18 protein-coding genes are annotated in these 20,795 nt (G+C 76.2%); 7 read left to right on the top strand and 11 right to left on the bottom strand.

Features of this window, described 5'->3' with window-relative positions; all coding sequences use genetic code 11:
* Position 1 precedes the first annotated feature (1 nt).
* The 7 genes from OOT42_RS07160 to mtrA all read right to left on the bottom strand — a co-directional run bounded on the left by OOT42_RS07160 (position 2) and on the right by mtrA (position 8,401).
* Entirely contained in the window at positions 2-973 is a 972-nt protein-coding gene (locus tag OOT42_RS07160) for a DMT family transporter (protein ID WP_273654194.1), read from the bottom strand.
* Entirely contained in the window at positions 973-2,253 is a 1,281-nt protein-coding gene (locus tag OOT42_RS07155; protein ID WP_273654193.1) for a winged helix-turn-helix domain-containing protein, read from the bottom strand. The genes OOT42_RS07160 and OOT42_RS07155 overlap by 1 nt, the downstream gene beginning before the upstream one ends.
* Positions 2,254-2,355: 102 nt before the next feature.
* Positions 2,356-2,994 (bottom strand): ribosome hibernation-promoting factor, HPF/YfiA family, encoded by a 639-nt coding sequence (gene hpf, locus OOT42_RS07150; RefSeq protein ID WP_273654192.1) that lies wholly within the window; start codon positions 2,992-2,994, stop codon positions 2,356-2,358.
* Between the two features lie 292 nt (positions 2,995-3,286).
* Positions 3,287-4,153, bottom strand: a complete 867-nt coding sequence (locus OOT42_RS07145; RefSeq protein WP_273654191.1) for a ComF family protein — start codon at positions 4,151-4,153, stop codon at positions 3,287-3,289.
* Between the two features lie 102 nt (positions 4,154-4,255).
* The gene (locus OOT42_RS07140; protein WP_273654190.1) at positions 4,256-5,944 is read right to left on the bottom strand and encodes an LpqB family beta-propeller domain-containing protein; all 1,689 of its coding nucleotides are present in this window, start codon (positions 5,942-5,944) and stop codon (positions 4,256-4,258) included.
* The gene (gene mtrB, locus OOT42_RS07135; protein ID WP_273654188.1) at positions 5,941-7,653 is read right to left on the bottom strand and encodes an MtrAB system histidine kinase MtrB; all 1,713 of its coding nucleotides are present in this window, start codon (positions 7,651-7,653) and stop codon (positions 5,941-5,943) included. The genes OOT42_RS07140 and mtrB overlap by 4 nt, the downstream gene beginning before the upstream one ends.
* Positions 7,654-7,717: 64 nt before the next feature.
* The gene (mtrA, locus tag OOT42_RS07130; protein WP_273654187.1) at positions 7,718-8,401 is read right to left on the bottom strand and encodes an MtrAB system response regulator MtrA; all 684 of its coding nucleotides are present in this window, start codon (positions 8,399-8,401) and stop codon (positions 7,718-7,720) included.
* Positions 8,402-8,496: 95 nt separating this feature from the next.
* On the opposite strand from mtrA, the gene OOT42_RS07125 reads away from it, so the two are divergent.
* From OOT42_RS07125 to OOT42_RS07100, 6 genes are all read left to right on the top strand, one after another.
* Positions 8,497-9,699 (top strand): glycerophosphoryl diester phosphodiesterase membrane domain-containing protein, encoded by a 1,203-nt coding sequence (locus tag OOT42_RS07125; protein WP_273654186.1) that lies wholly within the window; start codon positions 8,497-8,499, stop codon positions 9,697-9,699.
* The gene (locus OOT42_RS07120) at positions 9,696-10,379 is read left to right on the top strand and encodes a DUF4129 domain-containing protein (RefSeq protein ID WP_273654185.1); all 684 of its coding nucleotides are present in this window, start codon (positions 9,696-9,698) and stop codon (positions 10,377-10,379) included. Before OOT42_RS07125 ends, OOT42_RS07120 begins: the two co-directional genes overlap by 4 nt.
* Complete coding sequence (locus OOT42_RS07115) at positions 10,376-11,551, top strand: DUF4350 domain-containing protein (protein WP_273654184.1); 1,176 nt, start codon at positions 10,376-10,378, stop codon at positions 11,549-11,551. The genes OOT42_RS07120 and OOT42_RS07115 overlap by 4 nt, the downstream gene beginning before the upstream one ends.
* A gap of 500 nt (positions 11,552-12,051) precedes the next feature.
* Positions 12,052-12,993, top strand: coding sequence for an AAA family ATPase (locus OOT42_RS07110; RefSeq protein WP_423776005.1), 942 nt, complete (start codon positions 12,052-12,054; stop codon positions 12,991-12,993).
* A 7-nt stretch (positions 12,994-13,000) separates the two neighbouring features.
* The gene (locus OOT42_RS07105) at positions 13,001-14,293 is read left to right on the top strand and encodes a DUF58 domain-containing protein (RefSeq protein WP_273654183.1); all 1,293 of its coding nucleotides are present in this window, start codon (positions 13,001-13,003) and stop codon (positions 14,291-14,293) included.
* 66 nt (positions 14,294-14,359) lie between these two features.
* Positions 14,360-15,547, top strand: a complete 1,188-nt coding sequence (locus OOT42_RS07100; RefSeq protein ID WP_273654182.1) for a winged helix DNA-binding domain-containing protein — start codon at positions 14,360-14,362, stop codon at positions 15,545-15,547.
* A gap of 16 nt (positions 15,548-15,563) precedes the next feature.
* Here the strand turns inward: OOT42_RS07100 and OOT42_RS07095 are convergent, their stop codons facing one another.
* Positions 15,564-16,553, bottom strand: a complete 990-nt coding sequence (locus OOT42_RS07095) for a stage II sporulation protein M (RefSeq protein ID WP_273654181.1) — start codon at positions 16,551-16,553, stop codon at positions 15,564-15,566.
* Between the two features lie 67 nt (positions 16,554-16,620).
* Between OOT42_RS07095 and OOT42_RS07090 the strand changes: the two genes are divergently transcribed.
* On the top strand, positions 16,621-17,442 hold the full coding sequence (locus OOT42_RS07090) for an RDD family protein (protein WP_273654180.1): 822 nt from the start codon (positions 16,621-16,623) through the stop codon (positions 17,440-17,442).
* 61 nt (positions 17,443-17,503) lie between these two features.
* On the opposite strand, the gene ahcY is transcribed toward OOT42_RS07090, so the two are convergent.
* The 3 genes from ahcY to OOT42_RS07075 form a co-directional block, all read right to left on the bottom strand.
* Complete coding sequence (gene ahcY / locus OOT42_RS07085; protein ID WP_273654179.1) at positions 17,504-18,991, bottom strand: adenosylhomocysteinase; 1,488 nt, start codon at positions 18,989-18,991, stop codon at positions 17,504-17,506.
* 118 nt (positions 18,992-19,109) lie between these two features.
* The gene (locus OOT42_RS07080; RefSeq protein WP_273654178.1) at positions 19,110-19,319 is read right to left on the bottom strand and encodes a Trm112 family protein; all 210 of its coding nucleotides are present in this window, start codon (positions 19,317-19,319) and stop codon (positions 19,110-19,112) included.
* Positions 19,319-20,791 carry a phosphomannomutase/phosphoglucomutase gene (locus tag OOT42_RS07075; RefSeq protein ID WP_273654799.1) on the bottom strand — a complete coding sequence of 491 codons (1,473 nt, stop codon included), beginning with the start codon at positions 20,789-20,791 and terminating at the stop codon, positions 19,319-19,321. Before OOT42_RS07075 ends, OOT42_RS07080 begins: the two co-directional genes overlap by 1 nt.
* Positions 20,792-20,795 lie beyond the last annotated feature (4 nt).

Here is a 20,795-nt window from a genome sequence, read left to right as displayed (position 1 = left end):
ACTACTCCCGACGTGTTCTCGCCCCTGGCACGCGCGGCGTCGGAGCGGCTGGCTGACCGGCCGCGTGGCCGGGCCCGACCATGCTAGTCGGCCCTGTCGCGGTCCGGGGCCGAAGGACGACGACCGCGCTCGCCAGGAGCACCGCGCCGACGATCCCGCCGACACCCAGCCGCTCGTCGAGCAGCAGCACGGCGCCCACCGTCGCGGTCAGCGGCTCGAGCAGGGCCAGGAGGCTCGCCGTGGTCGCCGGGACGGTGCGCAGGCCGGAGAAGTAGGCGCCGTAGGCGGTGGCCGTGGGCACGACCGCGAGGAACGCGAGCAGCCACCAGCCGGTCGCCGCGTCGGGCACGTCGACGGCGTCGCCGAGGACCGGTGCGACGACCGCGAGGAGGATTCCGCCGAGCGTGAACGCGAGCGCCGTCGTCGGCACGGGGCCGGCGTCGGGCACCGCGCGACGCCCCAGCCCCGTCATCGCGGCGAACGACGTCGCCGACACGAGCGCGAGCGCGACACCCGCGAGCGGCGCGCTCCCGGTGCCGCCGCTCGTCCCGACGAGCGCGACCAGCCCGGTGAGCGCCAGGACGGTCGCGACGACCGTCGTCCGTGACGGCGCGCGGCGGGTCACGACGGCCGTGCCGACCGCGACGATCACGGGGGCGGCGCCGAGGGCGACGAGCGTCGACGTGGCGACCCCCGCGCGCTCGACCGCCGCGAAGTACGCGGCCTGGTACGTCGCCGCGAGCACCGCGGTCGCGACGACGTGCCCGACGAGCGCGCGGCCGGCCCGGACGCCGCGGAACGCCCCGACGAGGACTGCGCCGACGAGCAGCACGAGCCCGCCGCCCAGCAGCCGGTACGCGGCGACGGCGACCGACTCCAGGTGGCCGACGTCCCCCGCCGCGACGCCCGCGAGCCCGCCGGTGCCCCACAGCAGCCCCGCGAGCGCGACGAGCGCGAAGTCCGACCGGCGCATCACGCCGCGTCGGCCGTCGCGTGCCGCAGCGGGTCCGCGAGGTCGCCGCGCAGCGTGCCGTCCGGGGCGCCGACGACCACGTCGTCGAGCCCGAGCCACGTCGCGACGAGGCGGAGCTCCGCCGCGAGCGCCTCGACCGTGTCCGCCGGGAGCCGCCCGGTCCCGGGGCTGACGTGGGCCGCGACCACCCGCAACGCGCGCGCGGCGCGGTCCGCCTTGAGGTCGACGAGCGCGGGCAGCTGGTCGCCCAGCAGGAACGGCAGCACGTAGTACCCCCACACGCGCTTCGGCTCCGGGACGTAGATCTCGATCCGGTACCGCAGCCCGAACAGCTCCTCGAGGCGACGTCGCTCGAACACCAGCGGGTCGAACGGGCTGAGCAGCGCCGCGCCGCGGGCCGTGCGCGGCAGCGTCGCGTCGCGGTGGCGGTAGACCGGCCGCGCGTCCCAGCCGGCGACGCGCACGGGCACGAGGACGCCGTCCTCGACGAGCTCGGCAGCGGCGGTCGCGGCCTGGCGCTGCCCGATGCGGAAGTAGTCGGCGAGGCAGCCGAGGGTCGCGACGCCGTGCGCACGGGCGGAGATCTCGACGAGCTCGCGGACCGCGGTCGCGTCGTCGGGCTCGGGCCGGGCGAGCACGTCCGGCGGCAGCACCCTCTCGGTGAGGTCGTACCGCCGCTCGAAGGCCGCGTTGCGCCCGGCCGACGTCACCTCGCCGGTGAAGAACAGGAACTCCAGCACGCGCTTCGCGACCGACCAGTTCCACCCCCACTCGTCACGCGACGTCGGGTGGTCGGCCTCGAAGTGGACCTGGACCTCGCTCGCGGTCATCGGCCCGGACGCTGCGAGCAGCGCGCGGACCTCGGCGAGCGCGGGCGCGTGCTGCAACGGCACCTGCGCGATCGTCCCCCACGCCTGCGTCGCGTACGCGCGCTGCCGCCAGCCGAGCCGCCGGAACGTCTCGGGCGGGACGTACGACGCCTGGTGCGCCCACGCCTCGACGAGACGCCGGGGCGCCCGGCCGGACGCGCGGTCGAGCAGCGCCGGGTCGTACGGGCCGACCCGCGTGAACGTCGGCATGAGGTGCGCGCGCGCCAGCACGTTCACGGAGTCGATCTGCAGGAGGCCGAGCCGGTCGACGACCTGCTGGAGGTGGCGCGCCGTCGCGGGACCGGTCCGTGCGGGGCGCGGGACGTCGAGACCCTGGGCGCGCAGCGCGACGCGGCGCGCCTGCGCGAGCGAGAGCGACTCGGTGGGGGCGGGCAGACCGGCGGGAGGCACCGCCCCATCATGGCGGCGACCACCGACGCCCGTGGCTGACCCGCACGCACGCGACGACGCCCGGCCCCCACGGGGAGGGCCGGGCGTCGTCGGACGGGTGGGTCAGCCGCTGACGGCGGCGGACGCGGGGGCGTCGTTGCGGACGGCGGTGTCGAGCTTGATGACGCCGTAGCTCCAGCCGCGGCGACGGTAGGCGACGGCCGGCTGGGCGGTCTCGGCGTCGATGAAGAGGTAGAAGTCGTGGCCGACGAGCTCCATCTCGTAGAGCGCGTCGTCGACGGTCATCGGCAGCGCCTCGTGGACCTTCTCGCGGATGACGACCGGCGAGTCGCCGAGCGTCGTCTCCACCGCGCCGTCGACGGGGGCGGGTGCCTCGGCGGGCTCGGGGACCTGCTCGAGGGGGCGGACGTCGACGGGGGTCAGCGGAGTGTGGTTGCGGTGGTCCTTGCGACGGTCGCGCGTGCGGCGGAGGCGTTCGAGGAGCTTCCCGAGCGCCAGGTCCAGGGCCGCGTAACGGTCGTCTGCGCACGCCTCGGCACGGATGACGGGACCCTTGTCGACGACGGTGAGCTCGACGCGCTCACAGCTGCCGGCCTGACGAGGGTTGGCCTCGTGCGAGACGAGGACGTCGATCCGCTGTGCGCGGGGGGCCAGCTGCTCGACCTTCGCGAGCTTCTGCTCGAGATGCGCCCGGTACTTCGGGAGCACCTCGGTGTGCCGGCCTGCAACCACGATCTCCATGTGAGCCTCCTGCGAGGTCTGGGGCGGCTCGCGCCGCCCGGCGACATGCTTCTTCCTGCCCCGGGGGACAGTCCGGCGGCGTCACCTCCTCCCGCGCTGCGGGTCGACCTCGACTGCTTCGAGGTCGGGGCTCCGCTGCGCCGTCGGCTCAGGCACCCACGCTAACCCCGCGGTCGGTCGTCGGACCAATCGCCGCCCGACCGGCGGACGACGAACCGGGCGTCCGGGGCGAACCGGGCGCCCCGACGCGACGCCGCGGTCCTGACGACGGGGTCGCGGCGCTGCGCTGCGGTCACGCGCTCGGCGGCGCGGCACGGTCCTGCGGCCCCGGTGACGGCGTCGAGGCGACCGTGACGCAGCCGACCACGCGGCCGCCCGCGGCGCGCACCGCGGCGACCGACGCGGCGACGCTCGCGCCGGTGGTGAGGACGTCGTCGACGAGGAGGACATCGAGCCCCGCGAGCCGTTCCCGCGCGTGCCGGGCCACGTGGACCTGGCCGTCGAGGTTGCGCGCCCGCGCGCGGGCGCCGAGCCCGGCCTGGTCCCGCCCGCCGCGACGACGCAGCACGGGCGCCCGACGCGCGTCGACCCCCGCCGACCGCAGCCCGGTGACGGCGCCGTGCGCGACGTCGTCGACGAGCCACCCGCCGCGTCGTCGCCGCGCGGCGGCGGTGGAGGGGACGGCGGCCACGAGCAGCGGGCCCGCCCGGGTCCCCGGCACGTCGGGGGCGACGGTCCCGGCGGCGCGGCCGAGCGCCGCGGCGAGCGCACGCGTGAGATCCGTGCGGCCCTCGTCCTTCCACGCGACGACGGCGTGCCGCACCGGGCCGGTGTTGTCCGCGAGGGTCCACACGGGCAGCAGCGGCCGCCCGTCGAGCGCGTCGAGCCGGCCCGCCCGCTCCTCGCACCGCCACGGCGGACCCGCGAGCGCCGCACGGCAGGGCGGGCACCACCGCTCGTCGACCGTCCCGCAACCCGCGCACGTCACGGGCAGCACCAGCGTCAGCAGGTCGTGGGCGACGCGGCGGGCGTGGTCGCCGAGGGCCTCCGTGACGCGGGCCGGGGACGTCGCGGACCGTGGCGCGTGCAGGGCGGCGGCCACGTCCAGCGGCGCGCGGCCGGGCAGGATGCGGGACGGGGACGCGGTGAGCGGGGACATGCCGACAGCACAGCCGAGCCGGCGGTGTCGCGGCGGGCCGCGGCCGCGCGCCGGTGGACACCCGCCGCGCCGACCGGGTCTGTGGACGGCTCGACGCGGGCGTCAGCCGGCGACCGACGGGTCCCGCACGCCCGCGACGTCGGCGATCCGCACCCACGTCGTCCCGACGAGGCGCAGCAAGGAGCCGTCCGCCGTCGCCGCGTACGGCGTCCGTCCGCCCGACAGGGACACGAGGCCCGACGCGCGCGGCAGCTCCGTGGTCTCCCCCGCGAGCGGCACGACGTGCACGACGCTGTCGCCGTTCTCGGTCGCGAGCACCCCGAGCGTGGCCTCGTCGAGCCACACGACGGCCGACGCGACGGTGAGCGGGGTGCCGACGCGGACGAGCTCACCGATCGCCTGCGGGACGCCGTGCGAGTCGCGGAGGATGGCGCCGAGCGCGACGGCCACACCGTCGTCGCCGGTCGAGACGACCGCGACGCGGACCCCGTCCCGCGAGACCCGCACGGCCCGGACGGTCCGCCCGTCGAGCTCCGGCGCGGCGACGTGCACCGCCTGCGCGGGCGGCTCCCCGGTCGCGCCGGCCGCGAGCGCCGCGACGACGCCCACGCCGACGTCGGTCGTCCACGCGTAGCCGAAACGGTCGACCGACGGCGCCGACAGCGCGGTGCCCTCGTACAGCGTCGTCCCGGGGTCGTCCTCGGTGGGCACCGTCACCAGCGAGCGGTCGCCGGACAGCACGACGCGGACGGTGCCGGTCTCGTCGCGCGCCGGGTGGTGCGGGTCGGGCACGGTGAGCGGCCCGACGCCGTCGACCGGCGCGAGCCCGTCCGTGCCCACCTGGAGGAGCGCACCGTCCTGCAGCACCTCGGGTGCGGCCGCCGGCCCCTCGCCCGAGCGCAGGGACGCCGCCCCGGTGAGGCTCACGCCGCCCGCCGTCACGTCGACCGCGGTGACCCCGGGCAGCGCGAGCAGCGACTGCTCGATCTGGGCGAGCAGCAGCGGCCGGTCGGCGTCCAGCAGCTCGGACGTCCGGGTGGAGAACAGCCCGACGTGCGCGACCCCCTCGGGGTCCACGCGCACCGCCTCGGGCTTGAGCTGGACACCGTCGGGCAGCGCGGTGTGCACCGCGTCGCGCAGCCACGGCGACGGGCCGGCGAGCAGCGCGCTCACGACGGACGTCTCGCGGCTCTTGACGGGGAGCCAGCGCTGCTCGGGCACGAGGAACGTCTCGTCGGGCGACAGGAAGTAGATCGACGTCTGCCGGAAGAACACCTCGAAGTCGTCGGTCGGCACGACCAGGCCGTCGGGGGCCTCGGAGATGCGCCACTGGTCGTCGTCGTCCTGCACGAGCCCGAACGTGACGGACGACTCCGCGCCCGTGGGCGCCTCGGCGTACCGGCCCTCGCGGTCGACGCGGGCGACGACCGGGACGTCGACCTGCACCTGCCCGTTGCCCATGTCGCCGAACTCGAGCGCGCCGGACACGACGACGCCCGCGAGCGGCTGCCACTCCGCGCGCGCCTGCCCCGCGAGGTACTGGCGTGCGACGACGAAGTCGTCGCGGAAGCCCGCCGAGCCCGCGACGAGGAAGCTCTCGACGATCTCGAGCGGAGCGGCGTCGGGACGCGGACCCTCCGCGAGCACGTCGATGCTCGACGGCTCGTCGATGCGCCCGTCGCCGCCCTGCTGGACGGGCCCGGACGTCGGCATCGCGGTGCAGGCGGCCAGCAGCAGCGTGACGACGGCCGCGACGCCCGCACCGATGCGGCGGCGGAGCGCGCGCGTCACGGGGCCACCTCCTGCCGGTCGGCGTCGCCGGCGGCGACGGGCACGCTCACGGCCCGGATGCCCGAGGGCGACGTCGCGGTGCCGACCGGGCCGTCGAGGTCGGGCAGCGCGGCGGGGTCGGTCCGCGGCCGCGACCCGGCGTCGAGCACGGGGTCGGGTGCGACGGCGTCGTCCGGCACGAGCGGCAGCGGCGACGAGGCGAGGCGGATCCCCGCGCGGCGCGGGAGCGTGAGGCGGAAGGACGCACCCCGGCCGGGCCGCCCCCACGCCTCGAGCCACCCGCCGTGCAGGTGCGCGTCCTCCAGCGAGATCGCCAGGCCCAGCCCGGTGCCGCCCGTCGTGCGGGCACGCGCGGGGTCGGCGCGCCAGAACCGGTCGAACACGTGCTCCGCCTCGTCCGCGGTCATGCCGACGCCGTGGTCGCGGACCGTCACCGCGACCGCGTGCGCGTCGGCCGCGACGGTCACCTCGACCTGCGAGCCCTCGGCGTGCTCGATCGCGTTCACCAGCAGGTTGCGCAGGACGCGCTCGACGCGGCGGGGGTCGATGTCGGCGACGCACCGGTCCTCGGGCACCACGACGCGCAGCCACGAGCCCCGCCGCTCGGCGAGCGGGCCGGCCAGGTCGACCGCGCGCACGACGACGTCCCGCACGTCGCGGCCCTCGACGTCCAGGACCGCGGCGCCCGCGTCGAACCGGCTGATCTCGAGCAGGTCGGCCAGGAGGTCCTCGAACCGGTCGAGCTGCGTCTGCAGGAGCTCCGCGGAGCGCTTCGTCGCGGGGTCGAAGTCGTCGCGCGAGGCGTGGATGACCTCGCCGGCCATGCGGATCGTCGTGAGCGGCGTGCGCAGCTCGTGCGAGACGTCGGAGACGAAGCGCCGCTGCACCGCGGACAGCTCCTCCATCCGGTGGATCTGGTCCTGCAGGCTCTCGGCCATCTCGTTGAACGAGTGCGCGAGCGTCGCCATCTCGTCCTCGCCGCGCTCGGGCAGGCGCTCCGACAGGTGCCCGTCCGCGAGCCGCTCCGCCACCCGGGCCGCCCGCCGCACGGGGTGCACCGTCTGCCGCGTGACGAGCCACGTCATCGAGCCGAGCAGCAGCACGAGCACGACGCCCGCGAGCGCGAGCGTGCGCTGCAGGAAGTCCAGCCGGTCCTGCTCCGCCTGCAGGCTGTAGAGGAAGAACAGCTGGTAGCGGCCGACGACCGGGACCACGACCTCCTGACCCACGATGATCGCGGGCACGACCCGGCCCTCGTCGGTCTCCATGCCCACGGACTGCCAGTGCTGGCCGCCCTCGGCGACCGCGAGCTGCAGCTCGTCGCTGACGATCGCGATGAGCGACGCGTCGGACGCCGCGGCGCCGCCGGTCACGGGCGACGTCTGCCCCGGTGCCCGCAGCAGCAGGACCTCGCGCTCCCCCGACGTGCCGGTCCGCTGCGCGGCGACGACGTCGCGCAGGAGCCGCCGGACGTCCGGGCCGAGCGTCGCGTTGGACGACTCGAAGGTGTCCTGCGCCTGCTGGGTGCTGCGCGCGCTCTCGTCGAGGACCTGGTCGCGGCGCGCGTCGAACAGCCCGTCCCGCATGCGCTCGCCGACGTACAGGCCCACGCACGCGAGCGCGACCAGGCCGATCACGAGCGTCGAGGCGATGACCCGGAACTGCAGCGACCCGCGCCACGCCCGCGGCCAGGCTCGCACCCGTCGCATCGCCCGGGCCCTCGTGAGGCGCCAGACGCTGTTCACGCGCGGCACGGCGCGGCCCTGCCCGACGTCACGTGGGAGTCACGCCCGCCTTGTACCCGACGCCCCGCACGGTCACGACGATCTCGGGCTGCTCGGGGTCGTTCTCGATCTTGGAGCGCAGCCGCTGCACGTGGACGTTGACGAGCCGCGTGTCCGCGGCGTGCCGGTAGCCCCACACCTTCTCGAGCAGGACCTCCCGGGTGAACACCTGCCACGGCTTGCGCGCGAGCGCGACGAGCAGGTCGAACTCGAGCGGCGTCAGCGAGATCGGGCGGCCCGCGCGCGCGACCCGGTGACCCGGGACGTCGATGGTGACGTCGCCGATCGACAGGTGCTCGGGCGCGGGCTCGTCGCTGCGGCGCAGCCGGGCGCGCACGCGCGCGACGAGCTCCTTCGGCTTGAACGGCTTGGAGATGTAGTCGTCGGCGCCGGACTCCAGGCCCAGCACGACGTCGACCGTGTCGCTCTTGGCGGTGAGCATGACGATCGGTACGCCCGACTCGCCGCGGATCTGGCGGCACACCTCGTTGCCGTCGCGCCCGGGCAGCATGAGGTCGAGCAGCACGAGGTCGGGCTGGGTCGCCCGGAACGTCGCGAGCGCCTCGTCCCCGTCCTCGCAGAAGACGGGCTCGAAGCCCTCGGAGCGCAGCACGATGCCGATCATCTCGGCGAGCGCGGTGTCGTCGTCGACCACCAGCACACGTCCCTTCATGCGCGCCATTGTGGCACCGTCACCTGTCGATCCAGGACGGGACCGCCCGGACGGCCCACAGATCACCCGGACGTCCACCGACCTCCGACGGCGACGTGGCACGATGGGCGTCGCGCGAGGACGGCCACCGCCTCGAGCCGCACCACGAGCCCGAGGAGGCTGCGCTCCGCATGACGAGCCCGCAGGACGACGCGCCCCGCCCGCCGGCGTGGGCCGCACCGGGCGGCGGTCAGCCGAGCCCCGGCCCCGGCGTCCCCCCGCCCGCACCGCCCGCACCGCCCGCACCGCCGTCGCAGTGGGGCGCGGGCCAGGGCGGCTGGGGCGCACCGGTGCCGCCGCCGCCCCCGCCCGGGTCCGCGTGGAAGCCGCCCGCCCTGCAGCCGGGGATCGTGCCGCTGCGGCCGCTCGGCCTCGGCGAGGTCCTCGACGGCGCGTTCAAGGCGATCCGCGCCAACCCGCGCGTCATGTTCGGGCTGTCCGCGCTCGTCGTCGGCGCGGCCGTCCTCCTGTCGACGATCCTCACCTGGTACGTCCAGGGCCTGGTCTCGGGCGCGATCAGCGACGCGCTGCTCGAGCTCGACCCCTCCGGCGCCAGCGGCCTCGACGCGATGCTGGGCTGGGCCGTCGGCACGCTCCTGACCGCGCCGATCATCTGGCTCGCCACGACCGTCCTCACGGGTCTGCTCATCGTGTCCGTCAGCAGGTCGGTGCTGGGCCGCACGATCACGATCGGCGAGGTGCTGCGCTCGGGCCGCGTCTGGTGGGTCGTCGGGTTCACGCTGCTCGCCGGTGCCGTCGTGCTGCTGGTCGCCGCGGCGCTCGTGGGCGGGGTCGTCGCGCTCGCCGTCGCGGACCAGACCGGCTTCGCCGTCGGGCTCGGCATCCTCGGGTGGCTGGCGCTCGTGGTCGGCGGCGTCTGGTTCACGATCCGGACGCTGCTCGCACCGGCCGCGCTCATGCTCGAGGGCAAGGGCTTCTGGCCGACGGTCGCGCGGGCCTGGCGGCTCACGCGCGGGAGCTTCTGGCGCCTGCTCGGCTACTACGTGCTCGTCCAGATCATGGTGAGCGTCGCGAGCTACTTCGTGATGTTCCCGTTCGAGCTCGTCGGGACGCTCGTCACGCAGGACCCGACCGGCACGTCGTTCGTCTCGATCGTGCTCACAGCCGTCGGCAACGTCATCGCCTACACGCTGACCACCGCCTTCACCGCCGCCATCTACGCGCTGCTCTACATCGACGTCCGGATGCGCCGGGAGGGGCTCGACCTCGAGCTCGCCCGGGCCGCGCAGGCCGGATGACCGCGCTGACGTCGCTCGTCGCCGCGCTCGCGCGCGACGTGCCCGTCCAGCCGGACGCGGAGACCGCCCGCGAGTGGGCGCGCGACGAGCTCGCACGCCCCGAGTACCACCGGCAGCCGTCGCTCCTGCAGCGGGTCCTCGAGTGGCTGCAGGAGCAGCTCGGCTCGGTGCCGTCGCTCGGGCTGCCGGACGGTGTCGCGCTGCTGATCGCGGTGGTCGCGGGCGTGGCCCTGGTGCTCGGCATCCTGTGGTTCGTCGGTCCCGTGCGGCGTTCCCGGGCGCGGTCGCGGTCGGGCACGGTCGTGCTGGCCGCGGACGACCGACGCACGGCCGACCAGCTCCGCGCCGCGGCCGACGCCGCGGCCGCCGCCGGCGACTGGCACCTCGCGGTCCTCGAGCGCTTCCGCGCGATCGTGCGCGGCCTGGAGGAACGGACCGTCCTCGACGAGCGCCCCGGCCGCACCGCGCACGAGGCCGTCGGTGCCGCCGCGCTGCGGCTCCCCGGGCTGGGTGCCGACCTGCGTACCGCCGGCGACCTGTTCGACGACGTCGCGTACGGGGACGTGCGGGCCGGCGCCGACGACGACCGCCGCCTGCGCGAGCTCGACCAGCGCGTCCGGGGCACGCGGCCGACGACCGCCGCGGCGGCCGCCGCCGACCGTCTCGTGGTCCCGTCGTGACCGCGCCCGCCGCCGTCCTCGGCGACGGTACGACCGCCCGCTCGCGCGCCACGAGCCGCTGGCGGCGCTGGCGGCTGCCGCTCGGCATCCTCGGGCTGCTGGTCCTCGTGGGCCTGCTCGCCGCCCTGCCGACGCCCCGCACGTCGAACGACCCGTTCGCGCCCGACAACCCCGCGCCGAGCGGCGCGCGCGCCGCGGCCCAGATCCTGCAGCGTCAGGGCGTCGAGATCCGGTACGTGACGCGGCTCGCGGACGCCGTCGCGCAGGCCGAGGAGGGCACGACGCTGCTGGTCGTCAACGGCGACCTGCTGCTCGACCAGACCGCCGTCGACGCGGTCGTCGGGACCGAGGCCGACCTCGTGCTCGTCGACTCGCCGTGGCTGCTCGAGTCCGCGACGGACGCCGTCACGGGCGGCGCCGGCTGGTGGCCCGAGGGCGACCTGCCCGCCGCGTGCGACGACCCCGACGCCACGGCCGCCGGCACGATCACCGCCGCGCCGGGCCTGCGCGCCCTGGACGACGACGCGGTGGTGTGCTTCACCGCCGCCGACGACCCGACCGTCGGCGCGTACGCCGTGGTGGACGGCGAGCGCCGTGTGACCGCGCTCTCCGACGGTCGCGTGCTCGCGAACGAGCACCTCGCGGAGCAGGGCAACGCCGCGCTCGTGCTGCGCGCCCTGGGCCGGCACGAGCGGCTCGTCTGGTACCTGCCGTCGGCGTTCGAGACGTACGGCGAGGCGAGCGGACCCGGGACGGGCGACATCCTGCCGCCGTGGGTGCCCGTGCTGGGGCTCCAGCTCCTGCTCGTCGTGCTCGCCGCCGCGATCTGGCGCGGCCGCCGGCTCGGACGCGTCGTCGCCGAGCCGCTGCCCGTCGTCGTCCCCGCCGCGGAGACCACACGCGGTCGCGGACGCCTCTACCGTCGGTCGCGGTCGCACGGCCACGCCGCCGCCGCGCTGCGGGCCGGGACCGCCTCCCGCTGCGCGGCCCGGCTCGGGCTGCCGCGCTCCGCGGAGCCCCACGCGCTCGTCGACGCCGTCGCCCGGGCGACCGGACGCCCCGCGGCGACCGTCGAGGCGCTCCTGTACGGACCACCACCGCACGACGACCACGGCCTGGCGCGGCTCGCGCAGGCGCTGGACCACCTGGAGAGCGAGGTTCACCGACCGTGACCGACGAGACGACCGGCGCAGCGCAGCCGCCGCAGGCGCCGACCCCCGCGGGCGGCCCGGACCCGGCGCATCGCGCGCCCACGCCGCCCGCCCCCGAGCAGGCGGCGCCCTACGCCGGCCCGCCCGCGCACGACGCGCCCCCGGCCCCGGCGCCGGCCCCGGCGCCGAGCGCGCCCCCGGCGTACGCGGCTCCGCCCGCGCCGCCCGTGCACGAGGACCCGCCCGCTCCCGCGACACCGGCGTTCGCCGCTCCGCCCGCGCCGGCCGCACCCGCGCACGCGGCACCACCGGCTGCCGCTCCGCCGGCTGCCGCCGCACCGGCGTACGCCGCGCCCGCGGCACACGCCGGTCCCCCGGCGCCTGCGGCGTCCGACGGCCCTCCGAGCTGGGCGAAGTCCGAGCCGCCCGCTCCGACCGCCCCCCAGGCCGCTCCGGTCGCCCCCCAGGCGCCCGTCGCCCCGCCCGCGACCGCGTCGGCGCCGCCCGCCCCGAGCGTCGCGCTGCGGTCCGCGCTGGCCGACGTGCGGCTCGAGGTCGCCAAGGCGGTCGTCGGGCAGGACGCGGCCGTCAGCGGCCTCGTGATCGCGCTGCTGTGCCGCGGCCACGTGCTGCTCGAGGGCGTGCCCGGTGTCGCGAAGACGCTGCTCGTCCGCTCGCTGTCGGCGGCGCTCGACCTGTCGACGAAGCGCGTGCAGTTCACGCCGGACCTCATGCCCGGTGACGTGACCGGCTCGCTGGTCTACGACGCGCGGACCGCCGAGTTCTCGTTCCGCGAGGGACCCGTCTTCACGAACCTGCTGCTCGCGGACGAGATCAACCGCACGCCGCCGAAGACGCAGGCGTCGCTCCTGGAGGCCATGGAGGAGCGTCAGGTGTCGGTCGACGGCACGCCGCGCCCGCTGCCGGACCCGTTCCTCGTCATCGCGACGCAGAACCCCGTCGAGTACGAGGGCACGTACCCCCTGCCCGAGGCCCAGCTGGACCGGTTCCTGCTCAAGCTGACGCTGCCGCTGCCCGAGCGCGAGGACGAGGTCGAGGTGCTCGCCCGGCACGCGGGCGGCTTCGACCCGCGGGACCTGAGGGCGGCGGGCGTGCGCCCGGTCGCGGACACCGCGCTGCTCGCGGCCGCCCGTGCGGAGGTCGCGCGCGTGCAGGTCGCGCGCGAGGTGCTCGGGTACGTCGTCGACGTGTGCCGGGCGACCCGGCGGTCGCCGTCGCTCGCGCTCGGCGTCTCGCCGCGTGGGGCGACCGCGCTGCTCGCGACGGCACGCGCGTGGGCGTGGCTGTCCGGCCGCGGCTACGTCACGCCCGACGACGTCAAGGCGCTCGCCCACCCGACGCTGCGGCACCGCGTGCAGCTGCGCGCGGAGGCCGAGCTCGAGGGCGTCACCACGGAAAGCGTGCTCGACACGGTGCTCGCGTCCGTGCCGGTCCCCCGCTGAGACCGGCATGACGCTCACGTGGCGGGCGGTGGTCCTCGCGGCCGTCGGCGTGCCCCTCGTGCTGCTGCTCCCGTCGACCGGGACGGTGCTGGTCTGGGCGCTGGTGTGCGTGGCGCTGTGCGTGCTCGACGCGTCGCTCGCGGCGTCGCCGCGGCAGGTCGCGGTCCAGCGGGACCTGCCGCCGTCGGTGCGTCTCACGGAGCCCGCGACGTCGACGCTGACGCTCACCCACGTCGGCAACCGGCGCCTGCGCGGCCTGGTGCGCGACGCGTGGCCGCCGTCGGCGTCCGCCGAGCAGGACCGGCACACGGTCGTCGTCGCGCCGGGTGACGGCGCGCGCGTGCGGACGGTGCTGCACCCGACGCGCCGCGGGGACGCGGTCGCGGACCGGGTGACGATCCGCGCGGCGGGCCCGCTGGGCCTCGCGGGGCGGCAGGCGTCGCTCACGGTCCCGGGCCGGCTGCGCGTCCTGCCGGAGTTCGCGTCGCGGCGGCACCTGCCGAGCCGGCTCGCGCGGCTGCGCGAGATGGACGGGCGGGCGGCGGTGCAGGTGCGCGGTCCGGGTACCGAGTTCGACTCGCTGCGCGAGTACGTGATCGGCGACGACGTGCGGGCGATCGACTGGCGCGCGAGCGCCCGCCGGGCCGACGTCGTCGTGCGCACGTGGCGCCCGGAGCGGGACCGTCGCGTGCTGATCGTCCTCGACACGGGCCGCACGTCCGCGGTCCGCGTGCAGGACGCCCCGCGGCTCGACGCGTCGATCGAGGCGGCGCTGCTGCTCGGGGCGCTCGCGACGCATGCGGGCGACCGCGTGGAGCTGCTCGCGTTCGACCGCCGCGTGCGCGCCCGCGTCGCGGGCACGGCCGGTCCGCGGCTCATGCCCGCGCTCGCCGACGCGCTCGCCACGACGTCGTCGCAGCTCGTCGAGACGGACTGGCCGGGCGTCGTCACGCAGGTGCGGGAGCGGCTCAGCCAGCGCGCGCTCGTCGTGCTCCTCACGGCCCTCGACGCGTCCGCGGTCGAGCGCGGACTCCTCGGGGTCGCGCAGCAGCTCACGTCGCGGCACCAGGTCGTGCTGGCGTCGGTCGCCGACCCGGAGACGGACGCGTTGCGCACCGGCCGCGCGGACGCGCGCGAGGTGTTCGACGCCGCCGCGGCCGAGCGCGCCGCCCTGGAGCGCTCCGCGGTCGCCGTGCGGCTGCGGCGGCGAGGCGTCGAGGTCGTCGACGCGCTGCCCGACGACCTGGCCCCCCGCCTCGCGGACACCTACCTCGCGCTCAAGGCGGCCGGCCGGCTCTGACCCGCCCCCGACGGTGCGCGCCGGACGTCGGCCCGCCCGTCGGTGCCCTTCGATAGCGTCCGGGGCATGGCCGAGCCGCCCCTGCTGACCCGTCGCGCGCTCAACCGGGCGCTCCTGGCGCGCCAGCACCTCCTCGCGCGGACGGACGCGCCGGCCGTCGACGTCGTCGGGCACCTCGTGGGCATGCAGGCGCAGAACGCGTGGTCGCCGTACGTGGGGCTGTGGAGCCGCGTGGACGGCTTCACGCACGCCGACCTGGGCGACGCGCTGGTGGACCGCCGACTGGCGCGGATCGCCGTCATGCGGGGCACGATCCATCTGGTCGCCGCGCCCGACGCGCTCCTGCTGCCGGGCCTGGTCGCACCGCTCTACGCGCGGGACCTCGAGGTGAACACACTGCACGCGGCGCCGCTGCGCACGGTCGACCTCGCCGCCGTCACGGCGTACGCACGCGAGCTCGTCGAGTCGGAGCCCCGCCCGAGCACGACGCTCGGGAAGCTCCTCACGGAGCGGTGGCCGCACGTCCCCCCGGCCACGCTCGCGCACGCCGCGCGCGGCACGCTCCCGCTCGTGCAGGTCCCGCCGCGCGGCGTCTGGGGGCGGTCGGGCGCGACGACGTGGACCACGACGACCGCGTGGTTCGGCGCCGAGGCGGCCGCCGCGGCACCGGACCTGACGGACCCCGACGTCCTGGCCGCCGCGCAGGAGCGGCTCGTCGAGCGGTACCTCGCGGCGTTCGGGCCCGCGAGCGTCGCCGACGTGCAGACGTGGTCGGGCCTCACGGGGCTGGGCGCGGTGGTCGACCGCCTGGGCGACCGGCTCGTGCGCTTCACCGCGGAGCCGTCACCGGGCCGCGTCCGCCCGCGCGAGGTGCTGGACCTGCCCGACGCGCCCCGCCCGCCCGCGGACGTCCCCGCGCCGGTGCGGTTCCTGCCCGACCTCGACAACGTGCTCCTGAGCCACGCCGACCGCACGCGCGTCGTCGCGGAGGAGCACCGCCGGGCGCTGCAGCGGCCGAACGGCGTCGTGCCGGGCACCGTGCTCGTCGACGGGGTCGTCTCGGCGACCTGGCGCGTCGAGCGCGCGCGTCTGGACGGCACCGGCGACCGGCGACGGCGTGAGCGCGCGACGCTCGTCGTGGAACCGTTCCGGGACCTCCCGGCGCGCGTCCGGCGCGACGTCGTCGTGGAGGCGGAGCGCTTCGTGGCCTTCTTCGCCGACGACGCGGCCCGTCACGACGTCGAGGTCCGCTGACCCCGCGGCGATCCGCTCAGCCCGCGAGCGGCACCGCGTAGCCGGCCCTGTCGGGCTCCAGGTCGCCCGTCGCACCCGCCCGGGCGGCACGGCCGCCGAGCACGAGCGTGTAGACCCAGAACGCGGCGAGCACGACGGCTCCGACGACGATCTTGAGCCACCACGCCATCCCGGAGCCCGTGACGAACCCCTCGACGACCCCCGACACGGCGAGCACCCCGACGAGCCCGAGCGCGACCGTGAACAACGCGCGTCCCTCCTCCGCGAGCGCGCGCCCGCGGGTGCGCGGGCCGGGGTCGATCCACGTCCAGAAGATCCGCAGCCCGGCGCCGCCGGCCACGAAAACCGCGGTCAGCTCGAGCAGCCCGTGCGGCGCGATGAGCTGCAGGAACAGCGCGAGCTCGCCGTGCGCGGCCATCATCCCGCCGACGGCCCCGACGCTCACGGCGTTCTGGATCATGAGCCAGGCGGGGATCACCCCGGTGATGCCCGACGCGACGCACACGGCGGTGATCCACGCGTTGTTCGTCCACACCATCGCGGCGAACCCGGCGCCGGGGTCGTAGTACTCGGCGAACGCGTGGTCGACGTACTCCTGCCGCTCGGCGGGCGTCCCCATCGCGGCGAGCGCGTCGGGCTGCGTGGCCACCCACCAGCCCGCGGCGATCGCGAGGGCCAGGAAGCCGACCATGACGCCGACCGTCCACCAGCGGATCCGGTAGAGAGCCGCGGGCAGCGACTCCCCCACGAACACCGCGACGTCGCGCCAGCTCGGCTCGTGCGCGCCGACGATCGCGGACCGCGCGCGCGCGACGAGCTGCGAGAGCTTGCTCACGGCGTCCGGGTCGGGGGCGGCCGACCGGATGACGGACAGGTCGGTCGCGGCCGACTGGTACAGCCGGACGAGCTCGTCCGACTCCGCACCGGTGCGGCGCCGCTTGCGCGCGAGCGCGTCGAGCCGCTGCCACGACTCGTCGCGGGCCACCTGGAAGGCGTCGAGGTCCACGGCCCACAGCCTGCCATCTCCGGGGCCCGTCTCCGGTTAGTGTTCCCTCGGCGGAGGAGGGACATCGATGGTCGAGGACGAGATCCTCATCGGCGAGGGCGTGCTGCTCGACACCCGCGCGGCGTCGGCGCTGACGCGCCTCGTGGCGGCGCTCATCGACCTCGCGGCGCTCGCGGTGGCGCTGATCGTGCTCATGATCGTGCTGAGCACCACCATGCCCGCCGTGATGTCGGACGAGGCGGGCCGGATCATGACGATCGTGCTGCTCGCGACGGTCACGGTGATCTACCCGACGACGATGGAGACGCTCAGCCGCGGCCGGTCGCTCGGCAAGCTCGCGCTGGGCATCCGGATCGTGCGTGACGACGGCGGCCCGCTCGTGTTCCGGCAGGCGCTGGTCCGCGCGCTCGTCGGGGTGATCGAGCTGTGGGCGACGTTCGGGTCGGTCGCGTTCCTCTGCTCGCTCGTGCACCCGCGCAGCAAGCGGGTGGGCGACATCCTCGCCGGCACGTACGCCGTCCGGGTCCGCGGCGGGACGCGGCGCGCACCCGTGCAGATGCCGCCGTGGCTCGCCGGCTGGGCGCGGGGCGCCGACGTCGCGCGGCTCCCCGACGGCCTCGCGCTCGCCGTGCGCCAGTTCCTGGCGCGCGCGACCGGCCTGCACCCCGCGTCCCGCGTCGAGCTCGGCACCCGGCTGTCGACCGAGGTCGCACGGTACGTGAGCCCCGACCCGCCCCCCGGGACCCACCCGGAGGCGTTCCTCGCGGCCGTGCTGGCCGAGCGGCGCGAGCGTGAGCTCGTGGCGCGGCTGCGCGACGACGCCCGGGACGCGGCCGACGCGCGCGTGCTGCACCGCCTCCCGCACGGCGTGCCCGACCCGGTCGACTGACACCGCGGACCCGCGCCGACACGTCCGACGAGCTCGGGTGCTGGTCCCGGCAGCCCCGGCCTCAGTACCGGTAGTGCTCCGGCTTGTACGGTCCGTCGACCTCGACGCCCAGGTACGCCGCCTGGTCCTTCGTGAGCCGCGTGAGCCGGACGCCCAGCGCGTCGAGGTGCAGCCGGGCGACCTTCTCGTCGAGCACCTTGGGCAGGCGGTGCACCTGCCGGTCGTAGGCGCCCTGCCGCGTGAACAGCTCCACCTGGGCGATCACCTGGTTGGAGAACGACGTGCTCATGACGAACGACGGGTGCCCGGTCGCGTTGCCGAGGTTGAGCAGCCGCCCCTCGGAGAGCACGATGACGGACCGCTCGCCGCGGCCGGTCGCGTCGTCGGCGGGGAACGTCCACTCGTGCACCTGCGGCTTGAGCTCGGTGCGCCGGACTCCCGGGTAGGCGGCCAGGCCGGCCATGTCGATCTCGTCGTCGAAGTGCCCGATGTTGCCGACGACCGCCTTGTCCTTGAGGGCGGCCAGGTGCTCGACCGTGACGACCGACCGGTTCCCTGTGGCCGTGATCACGAAGTCGACGTCGCCCACGACGTCGTCGAGCCGCGCCACCTGGTAGCCGTCCATCGCGGCCTGCAGCGCGCAGATCGGGTCGACCTCGGACACGATCACGCGCGCGCCCTGCCCGCGCAGCGCCTCCGCCGCACCCTTGCCGACGTCGCCGTAGCCGACGACGAACGCGACCTTCCCGCCGATGAGCACGTCGGTGGCCCGGTCCAGCCCGTCGGGCAGGGAGTGCCGGATGCCGTACCGGTTGTCGAACTTCGACTTGGTGACCGAGTCGTTGACGTTGATGGCGGGGAACCGCAGCTCCCCGGCCTCAGCGCGCTGGTACAGCCGGTGCACGCCGGTCGTCGTCTCCTCGGAGACCCCGACGATCCCGTCGGCGACGCGGGTCCAGCGCCGGGGGTCGTCGGCGAGCGAGCGGCGCAGCAGGTCCCGCACGACCGCGAGCTCGGCGGAGTGCTCGGGGTCGCCGGGCGCGGGGGCATCGGGGACCGTGCCCACGGCCTCGTAGCGGGCACCCTCGTGCACGAGAAGGGTCGCGTCGCCCCCGTCGTCGAGGATCAGGTCGGGCCCGCGACCGTCGGGCCACAGCAGCGCGGCCTGCGTGCAGGCCCAGTACTCCTCGAGCGTCTCGCCCTTCCACGCGAACACCGCGGGTCCGGCGGGCTCCTCGACGGTCCCGTGCGGGCCGACGACGACCGCCGCGGCGGCCTCGTCCTGCGTGGAGAAGATGTTGCACGACGCCCAGCGGACCTCGGCGCCGAGCGCGACGAGCGTCTCGATGAGCACCGCCGTCTGCACGGTCATGTGCAACGAGCCGCTGATCCGCGCACCGGCGAGCGGCTGCGACGGTCCGAGCTCGGCGCGCAGCGCCATGAGACCGGGCATCTCGTGCTCGGCGAGGCGGACCTGGTGTCGGCCCGCCTCCGCGAACGCGAGGTCGCGCACCTGGTACCGACCGGGGACCTCGCTGAACCTCGCCATGCGCACCTCGCAGGATGGGACGGGCCGAGCCGGGCTGCGTCGCCCGTGCCCATCCTGCCCCACGACGTCCGGTCCGTCCCGGGTCGCGACGGCGCGCCGCGCGCGGACGGACCGCCCGTCAGCGACCGGGTGCCGGGCGCGCCTCGTCCGCGAGCAGCACGGGGATGCCGTCGCGCACCGGGTACGCGAGCGGCTCCGTCGGGTGCGTGGAGACGAGCAGCGGCTCGCCGTCCGGACCGGTCGCGTCGACCAGGGTCGCGCCGGACACCGGGCAGCGCAGCAGGTCCCGGACCCACGGCTCCAGCGGGTGCGTGGCGTCGGTGCTCATCAGTCGTCCTCTCCCTGGCGCACGAGCGCCAGGACGTCGTCGCGCACCTTCTCCATGATGTCCTCGTCCGCGGCCTCCACGTTGAGCCGCAGCAGCGGCTCGGTGTTCGACGCGCGCAGGTTGAACCACCACTGCGGCTGGCCGTCCCAGTGCGACACCGTGAGCCCGTCGAGCTCGTCGACCTCGACCGGCCCCGCACCCTGCCGGGTCACGTACGCCTCGACGACCCGCGCACGGGCGGCGGCGACGTCCACGACCCGCGAGTTGATCTCGCCGCTCGCGACGTACGGCTGGTACTGGTCGGCCAGCGCCGACAGCGGGTGCGGCTGGCCGCCGAGGGCCGCGAGCACGTGCAGCGCCGCGAGCATGCCGGTGTCGGCGAAGAAGAAGTCGCGGAAGTAGTAGTGCGCGCTGTGCTCGCCGCCGAACACGGCCTCGTGCGCGGCCATCTCGGCCTTGATGAACGAGTGGCCGACGCGCGTGCGCACCGTCCGGGCGCCCGCCGCGGTGAGGAGGTCGGGCACGACCATCGACGTGATGAGGTTGTGGATCACGGTCGGCGTGCGGCCCTCGGCCCGCTCGCGCGCGACCTCCCGCAGGCCCACGAGCGCCGTGACGGCCGACGGGCTCACCGGCTCGCCGCGCTCGTCCACGACGAAGCAGCGGTCCGCGTCGCCGTCGAACGCGAGCCCGATGTCGGCGCCGTGCTCGACGACCGCGCGCTGCAGGTCGCGCAGGTTCTCCGGCTCCAGCGGGTTGGCCTCGTGGTTCGGGAACGTGCCGTCGAGCTCGAAGTACAGCGGGACGACGTCGAGCGGCAGCTCCGGCAGGCCCGCCGCGGTGCCGAGCACCGCCGGCGCCGTGTACCCGCCCATGCCGTTGCCGGCGTCGACGACGACCTTGAGCGGGCGGATCCCCGACAGGTCGACGAGCGTGCGCAGGAAGCCCGCGTACGCCGCGAGCATCTCGCGCTCGGTGACGGTGCCGCGCGCCTCGTCGGCGACCTCCGGCACGCCCGACGTGAGGTAGTCGCCCGCGAGCTCGCGGATCGTCGCGAGGCCGGAGTCCTGGCCGACCGGGCGGGCGCCCGCGCGGCACAGCTTGATGCCGTTGTACTCGGCCGGGTTGTGGCTCGCGGTGAACATCGCGCCCGGGATGTCGAGCGAGCCCGACGCGAAGTACAGGCCGTCGGTCGACGCGAGCCCGATGAGCTCCACGTCGACTCCGCGTGCGGTGAGTCCTGCGGCGAACGCGGCGACGAGCTCCGGGCCTGACGGCCGCATGTCGTTGCCGACGACCGCGCGCGGCCGGCCGGTCGTCTCGGGGAGGACGACGACGTCCGCGAACGCGGCGCCGATCGCCCGCGCGACGCTCGCGTCGAGCTGCTCGGGGACGACACCCCGGACGTCGTAGGCCTTGATCAGCGCGGACAGGTCGACACGGTCGGGCGAAGGAGTCGTCACACCCGGCATCGTA

It is taken from the genome of Cellulomonas fimi (genome assembly GCF_028583725.1).
Classification (GTDB): Bacteria; Actinomycetota; Actinomycetes; order Actinomycetales; family Cellulomonadaceae; genus Cellulomonas; species Cellulomonas fimi_B.
The sequence above is the reverse complement of the archived record's forward strand: the minus strand, read 5'-3'. Positions and strand labels throughout refer to the sequence as shown.

Bases quoted from the DNA above. Each gene is read 5' to 3' on its own strand.
- OOT42_RS07160 (WP_273654194.1), bottom strand. From the start codon at position 973: ATGCGCCGGTCGGACTTCGCGCTCGTCGCGCTCGCGGGGCTGCTGTGG.
- OOT42_RS07090 (WP_273654180.1), top strand. From the start codon at position 16,621: ATGGTCGAGGACGAGATCCTCATCGGCGAGGGCGTGCTGCTCGACACC.
- ahcY (WP_273654179.1), bottom strand. From the start codon at position 18,991: ATGGCGAGGTTCAGCGAGGTCCCCGGTCGGTACCAGGTGCGCGACCTC.
- OOT42_RS07080 (WP_273654178.1), bottom strand. From the start codon at position 19,319: ATGAGCACCGACGCCACGCACCCGCTGGAGCCGTGGGTCCGGGACCTG.
- OOT42_RS07120 (WP_273654185.1), top strand. From the start codon at position 9,696: ATGACCGCGCTGACGTCGCTCGTCGCCGCGCTCGCGCGCGACGTGCCC.
- OOT42_RS07145 (WP_273654191.1), bottom strand. From the start codon at position 4,153: ATGTCCCCGCTCACCGCGTCCCCGTCCCGCATCCTGCCCGGCCGCGCG.
- hpf (WP_273654192.1), bottom strand. From the start codon at position 2,994: ATGGAGATCGTGGTTGCAGGCCGGCACACCGAGGTGCTCCCGAAGTAC.
- OOT42_RS07105 (WP_273654183.1), top strand. From the start codon at position 13,001: ATGACGCTCACGTGGCGGGCGGTGGTCCTCGCGGCCGTCGGCGTGCCC.
- OOT42_RS07100 (WP_273654182.1), top strand. From the start codon at position 14,360: ATGGCCGAGCCGCCCCTGCTGACCCGTCGCGCGCTCAACCGGGCGCTC.
- OOT42_RS07075 (WP_273654799.1), bottom strand. From the start codon at position 20,791: ATGCCGGGTGTGACGACTCCTTCGCCCGACCGTGTCGACCTGTCCGCG.
- mtrB (WP_273654188.1), bottom strand. From the start codon at position 7,653: ATGCGACGGGTGCGAGCCTGGCCGCGGGCGTGGCGCGGGTCGCTGCAG.
- mtrA (WP_273654187.1), bottom strand. From the start codon at position 8,401: ATGAAGGGACGTGTGCTGGTGGTCGACGACGACACCGCGCTCGCCGAG.